At 69.9% G+C, this 15,008-nt stretch carries 14 protein-coding genes; 9 read left to right on the forward strand and 5 right to left on the reverse strand.

Features of this window, described 5'->3' with window-relative positions; all coding sequences use genetic code 11:
* The first annotated feature begins 262 nt into the window (after positions 1-262).
* The 4 genes from ABD944_RS18960 (at position 263) to ABD944_RS18975 (ending at position 2,792) form a co-directional block, all read left to right on the forward strand.
* Positions 263-1,360 carry a hypothetical protein gene (locus ABD944_RS18960; protein ID WP_345178254.1) on the forward strand — a complete coding sequence of 366 codons (1,098 nt, stop codon included), beginning with the start codon at positions 263-265 and terminating at the stop codon, positions 1,358-1,360.
* Between the two features lie 57 nt (positions 1,361-1,417).
* Positions 1,418-1,834 (forward strand): DUF2809 domain-containing protein, encoded by a 417-nt coding sequence (locus ABD944_RS18965; RefSeq protein WP_345178257.1) that lies wholly within the window; start codon positions 1,418-1,420, stop codon positions 1,832-1,834.
* A 191-nt stretch (positions 1,835-2,025) separates the two neighbouring features.
* Positions 2,026-2,157: a hypothetical protein gene (locus ABD944_RS18970; RefSeq protein ID WP_345178258.1), complete on the forward strand. Its 132-nt coding sequence runs from the start codon at positions 2,026-2,028 to the stop codon at positions 2,155-2,157.
* A gap of 113 nt (positions 2,158-2,270) precedes the next feature.
* Positions 2,271-2,792, forward strand: a complete 522-nt coding sequence (locus tag ABD944_RS18975) for a flavoprotein (protein WP_345178260.1) — start codon at positions 2,271-2,273, stop codon at positions 2,790-2,792.
* Positions 2,793-2,891: 99 nt separating this feature from the next.
* Here ABD944_RS18975 and ABD944_RS18980 read toward each other — a convergent pair whose 3' ends face one another.
* Positions 2,892-3,455: a Type 1 glutamine amidotransferase-like domain-containing protein gene (locus ABD944_RS18980; RefSeq protein ID WP_345178467.1), complete on the reverse strand. Its 564-nt coding sequence runs from the start codon at positions 3,453-3,455 to the stop codon at positions 2,892-2,894.
* A 95-nt stretch (positions 3,456-3,550) separates the two neighbouring features.
* On the opposite strand from ABD944_RS18980, the gene ABD944_RS18985 reads away from it, so the two are divergent.
* The 3 genes from ABD944_RS18985 to ABD944_RS42445 all read left to right on the forward strand — a co-directional run bounded on the left by ABD944_RS18985 (position 3,551) and on the right by ABD944_RS42445 (position 5,877).
* The gene (locus ABD944_RS18985; protein WP_345178261.1) at positions 3,551-4,108 is read left to right on the forward strand and encodes a DUF2716 domain-containing protein; all 558 of its coding nucleotides are present in this window, start codon (positions 3,551-3,553) and stop codon (positions 4,106-4,108) included.
* A 440-nt stretch (positions 4,109-4,548) separates the two neighbouring features.
* Positions 4,549-5,400 (forward strand): helix-turn-helix domain-containing protein, encoded by an 852-nt coding sequence (locus ABD944_RS18990; protein ID WP_345178264.1) that lies wholly within the window; start codon positions 4,549-4,551, stop codon positions 5,398-5,400.
* Positions 5,401-5,694: 294 nt separating this feature from the next.
* On the forward strand, positions 5,695-5,877 hold the full coding sequence (locus tag ABD944_RS42445) for a DUF397 domain-containing protein (protein WP_425550310.1): 183 nt from the start codon (positions 5,695-5,697) through the stop codon (positions 5,875-5,877).
* Between the two features lie 3 nt (positions 5,878-5,880).
* Here the strand turns inward: ABD944_RS42445 and ABD944_RS18995 are convergent, their stop codons facing one another.
* The 4 genes from ABD944_RS18995 to ABD944_RS19010 form a co-directional block, all read right to left on the reverse strand.
* Positions 5,881-6,513 (reverse strand): nucleotidyl cyclase domain-containing protein, encoded by a 633-nt coding sequence (locus ABD944_RS18995; RefSeq protein ID WP_345178265.1) that lies wholly within the window; start codon positions 6,511-6,513, stop codon positions 5,881-5,883.
* Between the two features lie 698 nt (positions 6,514-7,211).
* A complete protein-coding gene (locus ABD944_RS19000; RefSeq protein WP_345178267.1) occupies positions 7,212-8,042 on the reverse strand; it encodes an ABC transporter permease in 831 nt (276 codons plus the stop codon).
* Positions 8,039-10,513, reverse strand: coding sequence for an alpha/beta fold hydrolase (locus ABD944_RS19005; protein WP_345178270.1), 2,475 nt, complete (start codon positions 10,511-10,513; stop codon positions 8,039-8,041). Before ABD944_RS19005 ends, ABD944_RS19000 begins: the two co-directional genes overlap by 4 nt.
* 89 nt (positions 10,514-10,602) lie before the next feature.
* Positions 10,603-11,223, reverse strand: coding sequence for a TetR/AcrR family transcriptional regulator (locus ABD944_RS19010; protein WP_345178271.1), 621 nt, complete (start codon positions 11,221-11,223; stop codon positions 10,603-10,605).
* Positions 11,224-11,343: 120 nt separating this feature from the next.
* Between ABD944_RS19010 and ABD944_RS19015 the strand changes: the two genes are divergently transcribed.
* Both ABD944_RS19015 and ABD944_RS19020 read left to right on the forward strand, forming a co-directional pair.
* Complete coding sequence (locus ABD944_RS19015; protein ID WP_378188753.1) at positions 11,344-13,935, forward strand: MFS transporter; 2,592 nt, start codon at positions 11,344-11,346, stop codon at positions 13,933-13,935.
* A 70-nt stretch (positions 13,936-14,005) separates the two neighbouring features.
* Positions 14,006-14,827, forward strand: a complete 822-nt coding sequence (locus ABD944_RS19020; protein WP_345178274.1) for a YceI family protein — start codon at positions 14,006-14,008, stop codon at positions 14,825-14,827.
* Positions 14,828-15,008 lie beyond the last annotated feature (181 nt).

The following is a 15,008-nucleotide window of genomic DNA, read 5'->3' on the forward strand; positions in this document are numbered from 1 at the left end:
ATCGGACAATTTCCTGGCTGGAGGATCCCCGCACCCTGTGCTGGTGGCGTGCCCGGGCTGCACTGCCATCACCCTGAGCTTCTCCTGTGCTGGTACTCGAGCCGTTGGAGGATCGTGCGGTCAAGCGGGTGGCCTGGATTGGTCATATGAACGTCCATGTCTGTTTGACTTAGGTGATCTTGGGATAGGTAGGTCTCGAAGCTTGCCAGTAGATGGCGGCGAGATCTTGGGGGTCTGCCGCCAGACTGCCCCGGGAGTTTGCATGGCTGGACATCGAGTTCTTCGCGTCACTGCTTGGACCGCCGCCTTCTCCGGCCTGCTGCTCGTGCCCTCCGCCGCCACCGCGGCGGCCCCGGAATGGGAGAAGGTGCCCACTCCGACTCTCGACGGTCTCGGGGTGGTGACTGAGATAGCGGCGGCCGGGCCGCGGGCCGCGTGGGCGGCCGGGATCGAGGACGCGTCGTCGAGTGGAAAACCCGTCATGCTCGCCTGGAATGGTCGGCAGTGGCAGCGCCAGGAGCTGCCGCCGGGCACGGGCCAGGTCGTCGACCTCGCCACCGCCGGACCGCGGAACGCCTGGGGCATCTACCTGAACGAGCGCGGCTCGCCGGCACTGCATTGGAACGGCACCGCTTGGCGCAGGGTCGGTTACCCGGCCGGGGTCGGGCCCACCATGCCGTCACCCCTGCCCACGTATCTGCAGATCGTCTCGGCGGCGCCCGGCGGACCGGCCTGGTCGGTCGGATACGACTCGCAGGCGAAGAAGGCTGTCGCCTTGCGTTTCCAGAACGGACGATGGGTGCGCCAGAAGACTCCGGTGCCGATGGTCAGTGCCTCCACCGTCGCCGTCCGGTCGGCGAAGGACATCTGGATCGCCTGCACCTGCGAGATCCCGGGGGCCGGTCCCGCCGAGGCCATGCTGCATTGGAACGGCACCAAGTGGAGCACGATCCGGTACCCGTCCAAGGAGCAGACCTACATCGCGAAGATCGCACCCGTCTCGGCCACGAGCGTCTGGGCCTACCGTGCCAGCACCAGCTATGCGGCTCCCGAGCTCATGCACTGGGACGGCGAGCGCTGGACGTCGACGACGATCCCCGCGTCCCCGTTCGCCTATCACTTCCCCACGCTCGCCAGCGATGGTGACCAGGGCGCCTGGGTCTCGGTGAGCACGGTCGACGACGACAAGAGCTACCTGCACTACAGCGGCGGTAGCTGGACCACCGAAAGCGGCGCGGGACGCCCCGGCACCGCCGTCTGGATCCGTGACCTGGCCCGAGTGCCGGGAACGCGCTCGATCTGGTCGACCGGCCTGCCTAGTTCCCTCGCCGGCGCCCCTTTCATCGAGCGCAGACGCTGACCACGCGGCCGCCCGGGTCCAGGTCCCTCCAGTCCGCTCAGTCAGTATGATCGCGCGATGTCGCTCGCAGCGCGGTGGATCCGGCCGCTGATGGTGGTCACGGCGGTCGGTTTCGCGGGCGCGGCCTACGCGATCCGGGCCGCGCTGGACGGGCCCGTCGAGCAGTACTCAGGCGCCGCGCTGTCCGCCGCCATCGTCTACACGATAGTGATCTTCATAAGGCCGTCGATCTCCCCACTGGCTGCCGGCGCTGCTGCGATCGCCTATTGCTGGCTCATCGAGTTCGCACAGCTCACGCCTGTACCGGAGGCGCTTTCCCAACGCGGCTGGATCGTGCGCCAGCTGCTAGGAGGCCGGTTCGACCCGGTTGATGTCGCCTGGTATCCCGTCGGCGTTGTTCTTTTGGTCGCCGCGCACTGGTTTTTTCGGGCCCGCGCACATTCTCGAGCAGAGCCGACGTCCGTCGAGCTTTAGCCGAGCCTTTCGTTCCGGCGGGGTGGTTGCGGCAATTCCGTGTCGGCTGTCGCTCGGTCTGGACGCGCTGCTCGGCCCTGAGCGGCGAGGCGTCGCAAGGACGGCCCTTGCCGCTGCGTTGTCACAGCAGCGCGCGCTCGGACGGTCGCAAGAGAAAAGCGTTTCAGAGCGCGTGCAAAGGAGACTCCCTTATGAGCCCCGTCACTGGCCGGCAGCTTGCCCGCAGGGCAGGTATCGCGGCTTTCTGCCTCGGGCTGTTGTGCTTCGCGGGCGGCATCTCAAGCCTGATCGTCAACGGCGCCAGCGGCGGCATTCGCGCGTGATCTGTGGCTGATCTACCTGCGCGCTGTGCTTGGGGCCGATTCCGAGCGGGTCAGGACGGATGCCATGCTCATTGCTGGTCCGCAGAGAACACGCGCAGGAGGGAGGCAGGTCGATGACCTCGGCGAAGGTGCTCTACGTGGTCGTGTGCGGGGCTGGTGCGGCGTCCGATCTGGAGGCTTTCGTGCGGCTGGCCCAAGGCGCGGGCTGGCATGTCCGGGTGATCGCGACCCCCATGGGGGCCAAGTTCCTGGACATGGACCGGCTCGCGGCCCTGACCGGCGGCCCGGTGCGGACCGACTTCCGGCAGCCGCACGAGACGTCGAACGGGCTGCCTCTCGCGGACGCGATCGTGGTGGCTCCGGCCACGTTCAACACGATCAACAAATGGGCGCTCGGCATCACGGACACGGTCGCGGTCGGCATGCTGTGCGAGCACCTCGGCATGGGCGTGCCGATACTCGCGGTCCCGCAGGTCAAGGCGGAACTGGCCACCCACGTGGCCTTCGGGCGGAACCTGGACGCCCTCCGCTCGATGGGCGCCCACATCCTTTTCGCCCCGGCCGCCCCTTCACATGCGCGCATGCCGAGTTGGCAGGACATCCTCACCGAGTTGAACGGCATCCTCGACGGCTGAGCTGCCTATGTCCGCAGGGATTGGTCAGTCGCCAGTGGGGGAGTCGATCACGATGGCCTCGCCATCGCGCAGCGTGTGGTGGGCGATGCCCTGGGAGCGTTAGTGGTCAGCGACAGCTCCTAGGATCTCGGTCTCGGGATGTCCGGGGGAGTCGATGTGCGGCACCACGACGTAGTCGAGGACGGCCAGGCCGTCGAAGCGGGCCGGTGCGCCATAGGCGCTGTGCACAGCCTGGGGACTGTCGCATCGCTCCAGCCCGTGTAGGTCTGGGGCCAGGACGCAGGCGCCGGCGCTGTAACCCGCATAGACGACGGCGTCCTGTTGCAGGAGCTCGGTTATGGCGCGGTCGGCGCCACTCTTCGCCAGAGCGTGACGGAGGACGAACACGTTGCCTCCGCGGACCCAGAGGAGAGGGAAACCTCGGAGCGCGGCAGCGACGCGGCTTGGGTCCTGGTCGAAGTACGTCCGCAGATCGACTTCGACAGGTCGGAGGCCGAGGGCGGTGAGAGCGTGGATCTCGTGCTCGACCGCGGCTCGGCGCTCGGTGCCGGGCAGGGCGTCGACGGCGTTTGCGATCACCGCCGTCCGGGCCCCGGCGGGACTCTCCAGCAGTCGCAGCATCCGTTCCGGATGCTGTCCGGTCCGCCAGGAGGACAGATACATGCGCACCCGAGAACCCTAGGACGCCCCTACCCGGGCGAGCGTCCTGCGCGTCTCCTCTCTTAGGGGAGATGCCTGGGCGCCGAGGTTGGGTGAGAATGTCCAGCCGGACCTCTGGAGGGATGATGGCGGAAGACTTGCCGGCATGGGTCCGGCTCTCCGATTCGGATCAGGATGGGGCCTGGCGTGCCTTCGAGGAGTTGACGTCGTTTCGTCCCTCTGGCCGGCCGGATCCGCGGAGGGGCATCCTGGAGCCTTCCCCGTCGGTGACGTGGGATCTTGCCCGGGAACGTCCTACTCTCTCAGAGTGGCACTGGTACCTCGCCGTTGAGCCTGGCGACGTCAACGTCCTGTTCCATGAAGCCTTCAAGGCTTGCGTCGATCGGGACGAGTGGCTCTACGTCATGGACTGGCCGCACCCTTGCTACCGCTTCTGGCCGCACCGCCTGAGCGAGCCGGAGGACTACAACTCCTGGGTCGTCCCCGTCTTTCCTGACGACGACTACTACATCTTCCTGTCGCAGGATCTCTCGTTCGGGACGTTCGGACATCCGTGGGAGGCCAGCCTCTGCGCCTACGGCGAACGACTCTTGGAGGCTGTCGAGGCGCGGAACACCGGCGTCCTGAGCAGCGTCCTCCGTCGCAATGGGCTCTGAGGAGTCGGCGCCGGGGGTCAGCGCAGCGCCATTCCCCACGCGTAGCGGCTGAAGCCATCATGCGCCGCAAGGCGTCGACGTCGGTTGCCGTGCTCATCGGCTTCTTTCTCTGCAGACGACAGAGCGTCGCCTGGACTGTGACCCTCCGGTGGGTGCTTTCGAACCCTATAGCGAGGTTCTCGGTACCCGGCGGGTCACGACAGCGGGTTAGGGATGCTGGTGAGTCGCTGGAGCCTGGATTGCGGCTCCTTGGCAGTGTGGGTATTGGACAGGTCGTGTGTGGCGGTTTGTGTTCTTTTGGGGACGCTGAGTCGTCGAGGTTGGGCAAATCCTCGGGCGTGAACCGACCACATGCGGTTGGTGGTGCACTAGTCTTTGCGACCTAGGCGCTTTGAAAGGTTGCACTCTGCCTTCTGGCAGAGAAGTGGAAGGTGTAGGGCATGCCGGACAGTCCGACTGTTCACCAGCGACGCCTTCGGGTAGAGCTCCGCAGGGCCCGTGAGGCCGCCGAGCTGACGCAGGAGCAGGCGGCGAAGGCCCTGGAATGGTCACTTTCGAAAATCATCCGCATTGAAGGCGGGATGGTCCGGGTCGCGGTGAGCGACGTCCGCGTCATGTTGCAGCAGTATGGAGTGCCGGCGGAACGGTACGACGAGTTTCTGGGGCTGGCGCGCGCGGCCCGTGAAACGGCCTGGTGGAGCGCTTATCGCAGGGTCCTCAGCCCGCAGATGGCGGAGCTCATCGGCTTCGAGTCGGCCGCCGGCGCCTGCCGCGAGTTCGATCCTCTGCTCGTTCCGGGCCTCCTGCAGATCAGCGCCTATGCCAAGGAGATCCTCTCGAACCTGCGCGGCGAGGACGCTCCCGAGCAGATCAGCGAACTGGTCGAGGTGCGCCTGCGCAGGCAGGAGATCTTCGAGGGGGACGCGCCCCCCAGGTTCTACTTCGTCATCGACGAGGCGGCGATCCGTCGGCTGGTCGGAGGCGCCGCGGTGATGCGCGCCCAGTTGTCGCACCTGCTGGAGATGGCGAAGCGGCCCAACGTGACCATCGAGATCGTTCCGCTCGACCGGGGCGCCCATCCGGGGCTGAGCGGGCCGTTCAAGCTCCTTGAGTTCGTCGAAGCCGAAGACGACGACGTGCTGTATCTGGAAGGCGCGCAGGGTGAACTGATCGGTCGCGACTATCGCGAGGACATCGTCCGCTATCGCGAGAAGTTCGAGGTGCTGCGCCGTATTTCGCTTGGTCCGGAAGGCTCGGCCGTGCTGCTCAACACGGTCGCGGAATCGCTCTGAGGCTCCTCGACGCCGGCAGCGGCGCGGGGCGAGTGATCCACCTATGGCTTGATCTTCGGTGAACACTTACACTCTCACATTGACAGAGCACGACACAGGACTGTGGTGTGCCTGGGATCGTGCGCCGAAGGGCATGGCCGAGCGTGAGGACGTTCGCCCGAACAGAAGGTCGCCGTTCGCATCCTGATTGGCCTGCGAGGACGCCTCCAAGGTTGTGCCCCGGAATTCTGACAGCCGCGCCGTGAAGGCCGGCGGTTGGAAGGGGCCAGTGTGGACAGGACGAAACGATCGCGGGTGGTCTGGAGAAAGAGCAGTCGCAGCGGTGGAGGCAACTGCGTCGAGATCGCTTGTGACGGGGAATCCGTTCTGATGCGGGATTCCACGGATCGCCTGAGCGCCGTCCTGACGATTTCGAGCGTGGAGTGGCTGCTTCTTCGGCGCTCCATACGCAGGCGGTACGGCGACGGGACGGACTGATCGTCATGCGGCGGGCGCCGGGAGGGGGAGTTCTCGCGGCTGCAGCCTGTCGTCGTGGATGTAGCCGCTGTACGGCTTCTCCTTGATCACTACTTCCAGCCGGGAGAAGTCCGTGGGCTTCAGGGCGCAGAAGCCGCTGCCCACGACGTCCTTGTACAGGGTGTCGGACACCACCAGGGCGAGGTCGCGGTCCTGGTGCTCGGTGAGGTGCTCGCGCAGCGGCGCGGAGTCCAGTAACCGGGAGACCACGACGGGGGCGTCGCCGGCCGGGCCGAGCGGCCCGTCGATCACGGTGCCGTGGTGGAGGGCGAGCCGCATGCGCAGGCGGGTGGCCCGCCCCCTGTTGAGCTCGGCGAGCGCGCATTCGAGGTCGGACGTGAAGGCGCCCACGACGTGGGGGATGTCGACGTCGGCGGGCATGACGACGAGTTCCCCGTCCCCGCCGGGCTGGCGGTACCAGTCGTTGGTGCGCAGGCCGGTCCTTCTCGCGCAGCCGTTGAGCAGCCTGCGGAGGTCCTTCTGGGCGGCGAGTTGCCGCTGCGCGTCCAGGTGACTGTACTTCTCCAGGTCCACGGCGAGGAGCAGGCGGTACACGAGCCGCGTTCCGCCGGTGGACCAGGGTCGTCGAAGCATCATCTGCCGTCCTCGAAACCGCCGTCGGTTCGATTCTGCCCGATGCGTGATGCTCTGTGCAGAGAAACATAGGTCGGTTAGCAACATGGCACTTTGCCGGTAGCTTCCCGCCCGGACCGCCTCTCCGGGTACTCGACCGCTGACCTGCGTTGATGCACGTGCCGTGCAGCATGGTGATCTGGCTACTGGCGCAAAGTAACCTATCGAACCGCCAGGTGGCAGTCTGCCGACTCTCGTTGGGGCGACCAAGGCGAGGGTGACGCCCGCGCACGAGGCGTACGCGATGCGCTTGTGGGGTCGGTGGGACGTGGCGGCGGCGCCCAAACCGCTCGCGCCGACCGGGGCCGCCACGGCGAGGGCGTGGCGGCCTCGAACGGACCGTCGTCGAGCGGGAGAGGCTCCCTGCGAGGCTCTCCCGGTGGGGTCAGTACGGCAGGAGGCGGCCCGAAGGGGTCCGCAGGTCGGGTGGGCTCGGTTGACGTGGGGGCCTGGGGCGCTTGACGAGCTGCTGCCGTGCCATGGTGATCATCTCCCCCCGCCGGGCTGCCTTTAAAACCCGGGGATCGGGCCGTTGCCTCGTATGACGCGGTCGCGCCGGTCGAGGTTCGCCGAGCTTATGCCACCTGAACTGCAGGTTCGACCGATTTTCGGGGGGTTGTGATCCACGGTTCGCGTCCGGAGGAACGCGGAGCGTGGGCGGATCAGGAGACGATGTCGCGTGTCCGGAAGCGGCGGAAGGCCAGCGCGAGCAGGACGGCGGCGTAGGAGAGGGAGAGGGCGGCGCCCTTGGCCATGCCCGCCCACTGGATCTCGGGCTGAAGCGCGTCCATCCAGGAGTACATCCAGTGCGTCGGGAGGAAGTCGCGCCAGGAGCCGAGGGCGGTGACGGCGTCCAGGATGTTGCTGACGATGACGAGCCCGACCGCGCCGCCGACCGCGCCGAGGGGGGAGTCGGTCGTCACCGAGAGCAGGAACGCCAGGGCGGCGACGACGAGCTGCGCCACGAGGGAGTAGCCGATGATGATCGCCATGCGGCCGAGGGCGGTGCTCACCGGGACGGTGCCGCCGGTCGGGAGTTCGACGTCGCCCCAGCCGAATCCGGCCGTCCCCGCGACCAGCGACATCAGCGGCAGGCTGACGACCGCGACGACCGCGTAGGAGAGGGCGACGATCAGTTTCTGGCGCAGCAGCCGGGCGCGGGGCACGGGCGCGGCGAGCAGGTAGCGCAGGGACGACCAGCCCGCCTCGCTCGCCACCGTGTCGCCGCAGAACAGGGCGACCGCGACCACCAGCAGGAAACCGGTGGAGACGAACAGGGCGAAGAGGGCGAAGTTCAGCGCGGACGACGTGGCGACGTCGACCAGGCTGGGGACGCCGTCCGGCCCCGGATCCCCGCCGATCTTGAACGCGGCGACCAGCACCCACGGCAGCACGAGCAGGAACGCGAAGGCGACCAGCGTGCGGCGGCGCCGGAACTGGCGGACGGCCTCGACCCGCAGCGGAAGGGTGCGCCGGGCGTGGTAGGCGGTCATGAACCCTCCCCGATGATCTCCAGGAACGCGTCCTCCAGGCGGCGGCCGGATCCGGTGATCTCGGCGACCGGGCCGGCGGCGACGCGGCGGCCGCCCGCCATGACGACGGCGTGCGTGCAGGTCTGCTCGACCTCGGCGAGCAGGTGGCTGGAGACGATGACCGTCCGCCCGGCCGCCGCGTACCGGACGAGCACCTCCCGCATCTCGCGGATCTGGGGCGGGTCGAGGCCGTTGGTGGGCTCGTCCAGGACGAGGAGGTCCGGCAGGCCGAGCATGGCCTGCGCGATGGCGAGACGCTGCCGCATCCCCTGCGAGTACGTGCGGACGGCCCGGTCGAGCGCCGAACCCAGGTTGGCTATCTGCAACGCCTCGTCCAGGTGGGCCTCGTCCAAGGGACGCCCGGTGGCGCGCCAGTAGAGGTCCAGGTTGTCGCGACCGGAGAGGTGGGGCAGGAACCCAGGCCCCTCCACGAAGGAACCAAGGCGGGACAGCACGGGTGCGCCCGGGTACACGCGGTGCCCGAAGATGCGGATCGAGCCGGAGTCTGGGTGGATGAGGCCCATCAGCATGCGCAGTGTCGTCGTCTTTCCCGCGCCGTTCGGCCCCAGGAGTCCGAGCACCTGCCCCTTCTCCACCCGGAACGACAGGTCGGAGACGGCGAGGTGCCCGTTCTTGTACGCCTTCGTCAGCCCCGCTATCTCCAGGGGCACGTCGCTGTCCGTTTCGGCGCCGCGCCTACGGCGTCCAGGGAGAAGTATGGCGAGCGCCAGAGCGACGGCAGCGACAGGCAGAGCCCACACCCAGACGGGCAGAGGCGCCGGGGCGGCCTTCAACGACGGGACGGACGGGACGGTCAGCGGCGACACCACCTGCACCTTGTACGACGACGGCTTCGCGGGCGTCGCGAACCCCATGTCGGTGGTGGCGACGACCAGGCGGAGCCGGTGCCCGCGGTCGAAGCGGTAGTCCATCGCCGGGAGCGTCACCGTGACCTCGCCGCCGGACACCCGGAACGGCGCGGCCAGCCGTCGCGCCGGAGCGGCGCCTCCGCCCGGCGAGACGTCGTAGAGCTTCGCGAACAGGGGACCGTCGCCGGTGACCTTCAGGCGCACGGTCGCGGCGCCCGTCAGCCACAGCGGACGGTCCAGCGGGCGCGTCTCGAAGGTGGCGGTCTGCCCGGGCATGTCCGATGGCAGCTGCCCGCCCAGCGAGCCTCCCAGCGACCCGCCCAGGGATCCGAGCGCTCCCAGCCCCGGCAGGGCCGAGATCGAGGCGGGCGACCCGCCCGCCGGATTGAAGATCGTCTGCTCGGCCCCGGCCAGCGGCAGGCGCGACGCGTCACCCGAAAGCCCCGGATACCGCGGCGTCGACGCCTCGTCGACGACGACCGCCTGGGTGGAGGAGTCGAGCCCGCCTGCCCGCGTCACGGTGAAACCGTCCGGGGAGGGCGCGGACGACCGCATGAGGCGGGCGTCGAAGAAGTCGCGCACGAGCCCCTCGACCCGTTCGGTCTCCGGGTCGCCGCCGTCGTGCCCGCCCTGGAACCACACCACCGACACCGGCGCGCCGTTCCGCGCGATCGCCTGCGCGTTGGCGTCGGCCTGGTCGAGTGGGAACAGCGAGTCGGACTGGCCCTGGACGAGCAGCGTCGGCACCCGGATCCGGTCGGCGACGGATGCGGGGCTCGACCGGTGCAGCATCGTGATCGCCGACTCGGTGGCACGGCCCTTCTCCGCCACCTCCTGGTACATCTCGCACACGGACGGCAGGAAACGCCCGCACGCCGTCCGGTTCGCGCTGTCCGTGAAGAACAGCCCCGCCCACAGCTTCTTGAAGACGCCGTCCGTCGGCTTGGCGCCAGAGGCGGCGTCGGGGAAGAGCGCGTCGGGGAGGCTGTTCCAGGTGATCTGCGGTGCGATGGCGTCGACCCGCCGGTCGTAGGCGGCGGTCATCAGCGCGATCGCGCCGCCGTAGGACTGGCCCGCCATCCCGACGCGCGGGTCGCCGGGGCCGTCGAGCCGGACCTCCGGCCGCCGGGCCAGCCAGTCGATCAGCTGCCGGGCGTCCTTCACCTCGTAGTCGGGCGAGTTGAGGGCGATCTCGCCGGTCGAGCGCCCGAACCCGCGCGCCGACCAGGCCAGCACCGCGTACCCGGCGCGGGAGAGGTCGCGGGCCTCGCCGGCGACGTCCCGCTTGCTGCCGCCGAAGCCGTGGCCCAGCAGGACCGCAGGGCCCCTGGCCCGTCCGACCGGCTTGTAGAACGTCGTGTCGAGCGTGACGCGCTGGTCGTCGTTCGGCCCGTCGACGACGGTGACGCGCTGCTCGGACGCCTGGACGCGGGCCTCGCCGCCGGCCGTCGCGCCCCAGGCCGCAGCCCCGCCGGCGAGCGCCACGGCGACCGCCGCCGACGCCCAGCGCGCGGGCCGTCCCGTCCTGTCCCACCGCGCCCTGACAGCGCCCGCCCGCCCCATGAGCAGAACCCTATGCGCGCCTCGCGGCCGTCCGCTCCGCCCTGAAGGCGATCCCGCCTGCACCCGCCGGGGTACGCGGCCCCGGGGTGCTACGTCTCGCGGTGGACGGAGGGGGCGAGGGCCGCGGTGAACATGGCGGTGAGGCGGTCGGTGAGGTCGGCGGGGTCGGCGGCGCGCAGGTCGCCGAGGCCGACCAGGCGCCGCACCGGCCCGCCGCCCATGATGATCGTGGACGCGAGCAGCGCCCGCGCCCGCGCGTCGGGCCCCTGGAGCTGCGCCACCATCGGCTCGACGATCACGTCCTCCAGGTAGCGGAGCAGGATCTCCTTGACCTCGGGGTGGCCCGCCGACCGGTCCAGCATCCGGGACATGGCGGTGACCGAGCGCTGGTCGACCTGCCGGACGAAGTGCTCGGCGAGCCGGCGCGGCAGCCCCCCGGGGTCGCCCGCGATGACGCCGCGGATCACCGACTCCCCGGCCAGGACCTCGCCGAACAGCGCCGCCTTGGAGCCGAAGTACCGGTGGACCAGCGCCGTGTTCGCCTCGGCGTGCCCGGCGATCATGCGGACGGTGACGCCGTCGTAGCCGTGCTCGCCGAACAGGTCGCGGGCGGCGTCCAGGATGCGGCGCCGGGTGGCCTCCCGGTCGCGCTTGCGCCCCCGCGCCGCCGCGCCCGCGGCCTGTTTTCCGATCTGTTCCCCGACCTGCATTCCGCCAGCCCCCGGTCGCCGTTACAGTCGGTGTCCATTATGTCCTGAGTTGCAAGTAAACATGCGTCTACATAAGATACATGCAAAACACAGGTAATTCATCTGAGTTGTGGGGGCAATGTGGCTCAGGCGAGCGTGGCGTCGCACGGCCCGGCGGCGCCAGAGCAAGCGAGACCGCAGTACACGCACCGACAGATCCTGGAGATCCTCGCCGGTCTGATGATGGCGATGCTGACGTCGATGATCTCGACGTCGGTGGTCGCCACGGCGCTGCCGACGATCGTCGGCGACCTCGGCGGCCAGGACAAGCTGTCCTGGGTGGCGAGCGCGTCCCTGCTGACCATGACCGCGTCCACGCCCCTTTGGGGCAAGCTGTCGGACATCGCCGGCCGCAAGCTCATGTTCCAGACCGCCCTGGTCATCTTCGTGGCCGCCTCGGTGGGGGCGGGGCTGTCGCAGAACATCGGCCAGCTGATCGCCGCCCGCGCGTTCCAGGGCCTCGGCGTCGGCGGCCTGTCGGCGCTGGCCCAGGTCATCCTCGGGGACGTCGTCGAGCCCCGGCAGCGCGGCCGCTACGCCGGGTTCATGGGGGCGGTGTTCGGCGTCTCGACGGTCGCGGGGCCGCTGCTCGGCGGGTTCATCGTCGACGCCGACAGCCTCGGCTGGCGCTGGTGCTTCTACGTGTGCGTGCCGCTCGCCATCGTCGCCTTCCTCGTCATCCAGAAGGTGCTCAAGCTGCCGAAGGTGCGGCGCGACACCCGCATCGACGTGTTCGGGGCGTTCACCATCACCGGCAGCGCCGCCGTGCTGATGCTGGTGCTGTCCATGGGCGGGATCGAGTTCGAGTGGAACTCCCGGTGGACCTACGCCCTGCTCGGCGTCGCCGCCCTGCTGCTCGTCCTCGCGGTCGTCGCCGAACGCGTCGCGCGTGACCCGATCCTGCCGCCCCGGCTGTTCCGCAACCCCACCTTCCTGCTGACCTCGTTCGTCTCCGTCTGCGTCGGCATGGCGATGTTCGGCGTGATGATCTACATGCCGCAGTACCTGCAGATCGTCAAGGGGATGAGCCCCACGACGTCCGGCCTGATGACGCTGCCGCTGGTCGTCGGGATGCTGATCACCTCCACCGGCTCCGGCCAGGTCGTCACCCGGACGGGCCGCTACAAGATCTTCCCGGTGGTCGGGCTGCTGTGCGTCGCCGGCGGGCTGTACCTGCTGTCGCTGCTGCACACCGACTCGCCCAAGGTCATCGTCGGCGCCGACCTCGCCGTCCTCGGCGTCGGCATGGGCCTCAGCCTGCAGATCCTCATCCTGGCCGCGCAGAACGCCGCCGCGCCCGCCGACCTCGCCTCGACGACGTCCGGCGTCTCGTTCTTCCGCAACCTCGGCGGCGCGATGGGCGTGGCCGCGTTCGGCGCGATCCTCACCAACCGGGTCGCGGAGGAGATCACCAGCGGCTTCCGCGCGGCGGGCATCCCCGTGCCGGCCGGCGGCGGCGCGACCGACCTCGGCTCCCCGGAGGAGATCAGCAAGCTTGATCCGCAGATCAGGGGCATCATCCAGGACGCCTTCACCGACTCGCTGCAGAGCGTCTTCCTCGTCGGCATCCCCATCGCCCTGGTGGGCTTCCTCGCGATGCTGGCGCTGAAGGAGCTCCCCCTGCGCGGCTCGGCGCACCGCGGCAAGGACGCGCCGCCGTCCGAGGCGCCCGCGACCGACGTCCCGGCGGAGAGCGGCGTCGTGCGCCCGCCGTCCGCGGTGGTGCGGACCGGGGCGGTCGGCGCGGTCGGCGCCGGCAGGCACGCACGCGACAACGGCTACCCGGACGACGGCCGCTTCGCCACCGTCGCCGCGGCCCCGCCCGCCCAGGCGTCGGAGACCCCGGCCGCCGCGGAGCTGGCGGCCCAGGCGAAGCTCCTCGCCCAGCAGATCGAGCAGGACGCCAACGGCGGCGGCGTCCCCGTCCGCGGCGTGGTGCGGACCCGCGAAGGCGAGCCCGTCCCGTCCGCCGCCCTCACCCTCATCGGTGTCGACGGCCACCAGCTCGCCCGCGCGATCACGCGGGAGGACGGGCGGTACGCGCTGCCGACGCCGGGCCCCGGCAGCTACGTGCTGATCGCCGCCACCGGCGGGCACGAGCCGCAGGCCGCGACCCTCGTCGTCGGCGACCGGCCGGTCGAGTTCGACCTGCTGCTGGCCGGCAGCGGCGGCCTCGCCGGAACGGTCCGCAGCGCCGACGGCACCCCCATCGTGAACGCGATGGTCGTCGTCACCGACGTGCGCGGCGACGTCGTCGGCACCGGCCGCACCGACGCCGACGGCCGCTACACGTTCAAGGACCTCGTGGCCGGCGCCTACACGCTCGCCGTCAGCGCCGCCGCGCACCGCCCGGTCGCGATGCCGGTGGAGGTGACCGGCAACGGCCAGACGCGGCTGGACGTGGAGATGCCGCCCGGCGCCCGCATCCGCGGAACGGTCCGCAACGAGTCGGGCGAGCCGGTCGGGGAGGCGCGGGTCACGCTCGTCGACGCCGCCGGCAACGTCGTCGCGATGGTCATCACGGGACCGGACGGCGAGTACGCCTTCACCGACCTCACCGGTGGCCAGTACACGGTGATCGCGTCCGGATATCCTCCGGTCGCGACCGGCCTGTCGCTTTCCGGCAGCGGGCTGGACGACCACGACCTCAAGCTCGGCTACCCGGACGAGTGACGGGCACGAGCGAGCCGGGCCGCCCGCAGGCGGCGGCCACGAGACACGGAACCTGGAGTGCGGGTCGTTGATGGACGCTAACCGAGGTCTGCGCGGAACGGTGCGGACGAAGGACGGCTGGGCGGTGCGGCACGCCATCGTCACGGTCACGAACCTGGCGGGCGACCAGGTCGCGCGCGAGCAGACCGGCGAGGACGGCGTGCTCGCCGCCGGCCCGCTGCCCCCCGGCACCTACACGGTGATCGTGACGGCCATGGGCTTCCAGCCGGCCGCCGCCACGATGATCGTGTCCAGCGCCGGAAGCGCCGACATCGGCAGGATCGTCCTCGGCCGGGCGGGCGGCACCGAGCTCCCGCCGCCCGGCGTCTGGACGATCGACCCGGCGCACTCCAACATCGGCGCCGTCGCCCAGCACATCGGCCTGTCGAGCGTCCGCGGCCGGTTCGCCGCCTTCGAGGGACGCATCGAGATCGCCGAGCCGGTCGAGGAGTCCCGCGTCACGGCGCGCATCGAGGCGGCGTCCATCGAGACCGGCAACAAGATGCGCGACGACCACCTGCGCTCGGCCGACTTCCTGAACGCCGACGTCCATCCCGTCCTCACCTACGAGGGCGACGGGCTGACCGGCGCCGGACCCGACCGCTGGACGGTGCACGGCCGCCTCACCCTCAACGGCATCACCCAGCCGGTCGACCTCGACATGATCTATCTCGGCATGGGCTCCGACCCGTGGGGCGGCCTCCGCGCCGCGTTCCGCGCGACCGCCGATCTGCCCCGCACCGACTTCGGCATCCGCTTCAACCAGATCCTGGAAGCGGGCATCTCCCTCGTCGGCGAGAGCCTCAAGGTAGAACTGGAGATCCAAGCCGTCCAAGGCGAAGACCTGCCGTAACCACCACCGAGCCGCGCACAAGGCGGCTCAACGCCGACCCGGCCCACTACTGAACCCACCCCAGCCCGCCCCGCAACCACGCAACAACCTCAATGGTTGCGATCGCGTCCGAAGGCAGATTCGAGCGAAGCAAGAATCTGATCGCGCAGCGAGCCGCCAAGGCGAGACGAAGCGATGCCAG

Origin of the sequence: Actinomadura verrucosospora (genome assembly GCF_039540335.1) — a bacterium.
Classification (GTDB): Bacteria; Actinomycetota; Actinomycetes; order Streptosporangiales; family Streptosporangiaceae; genus Spirillospora; species Spirillospora verrucosospora.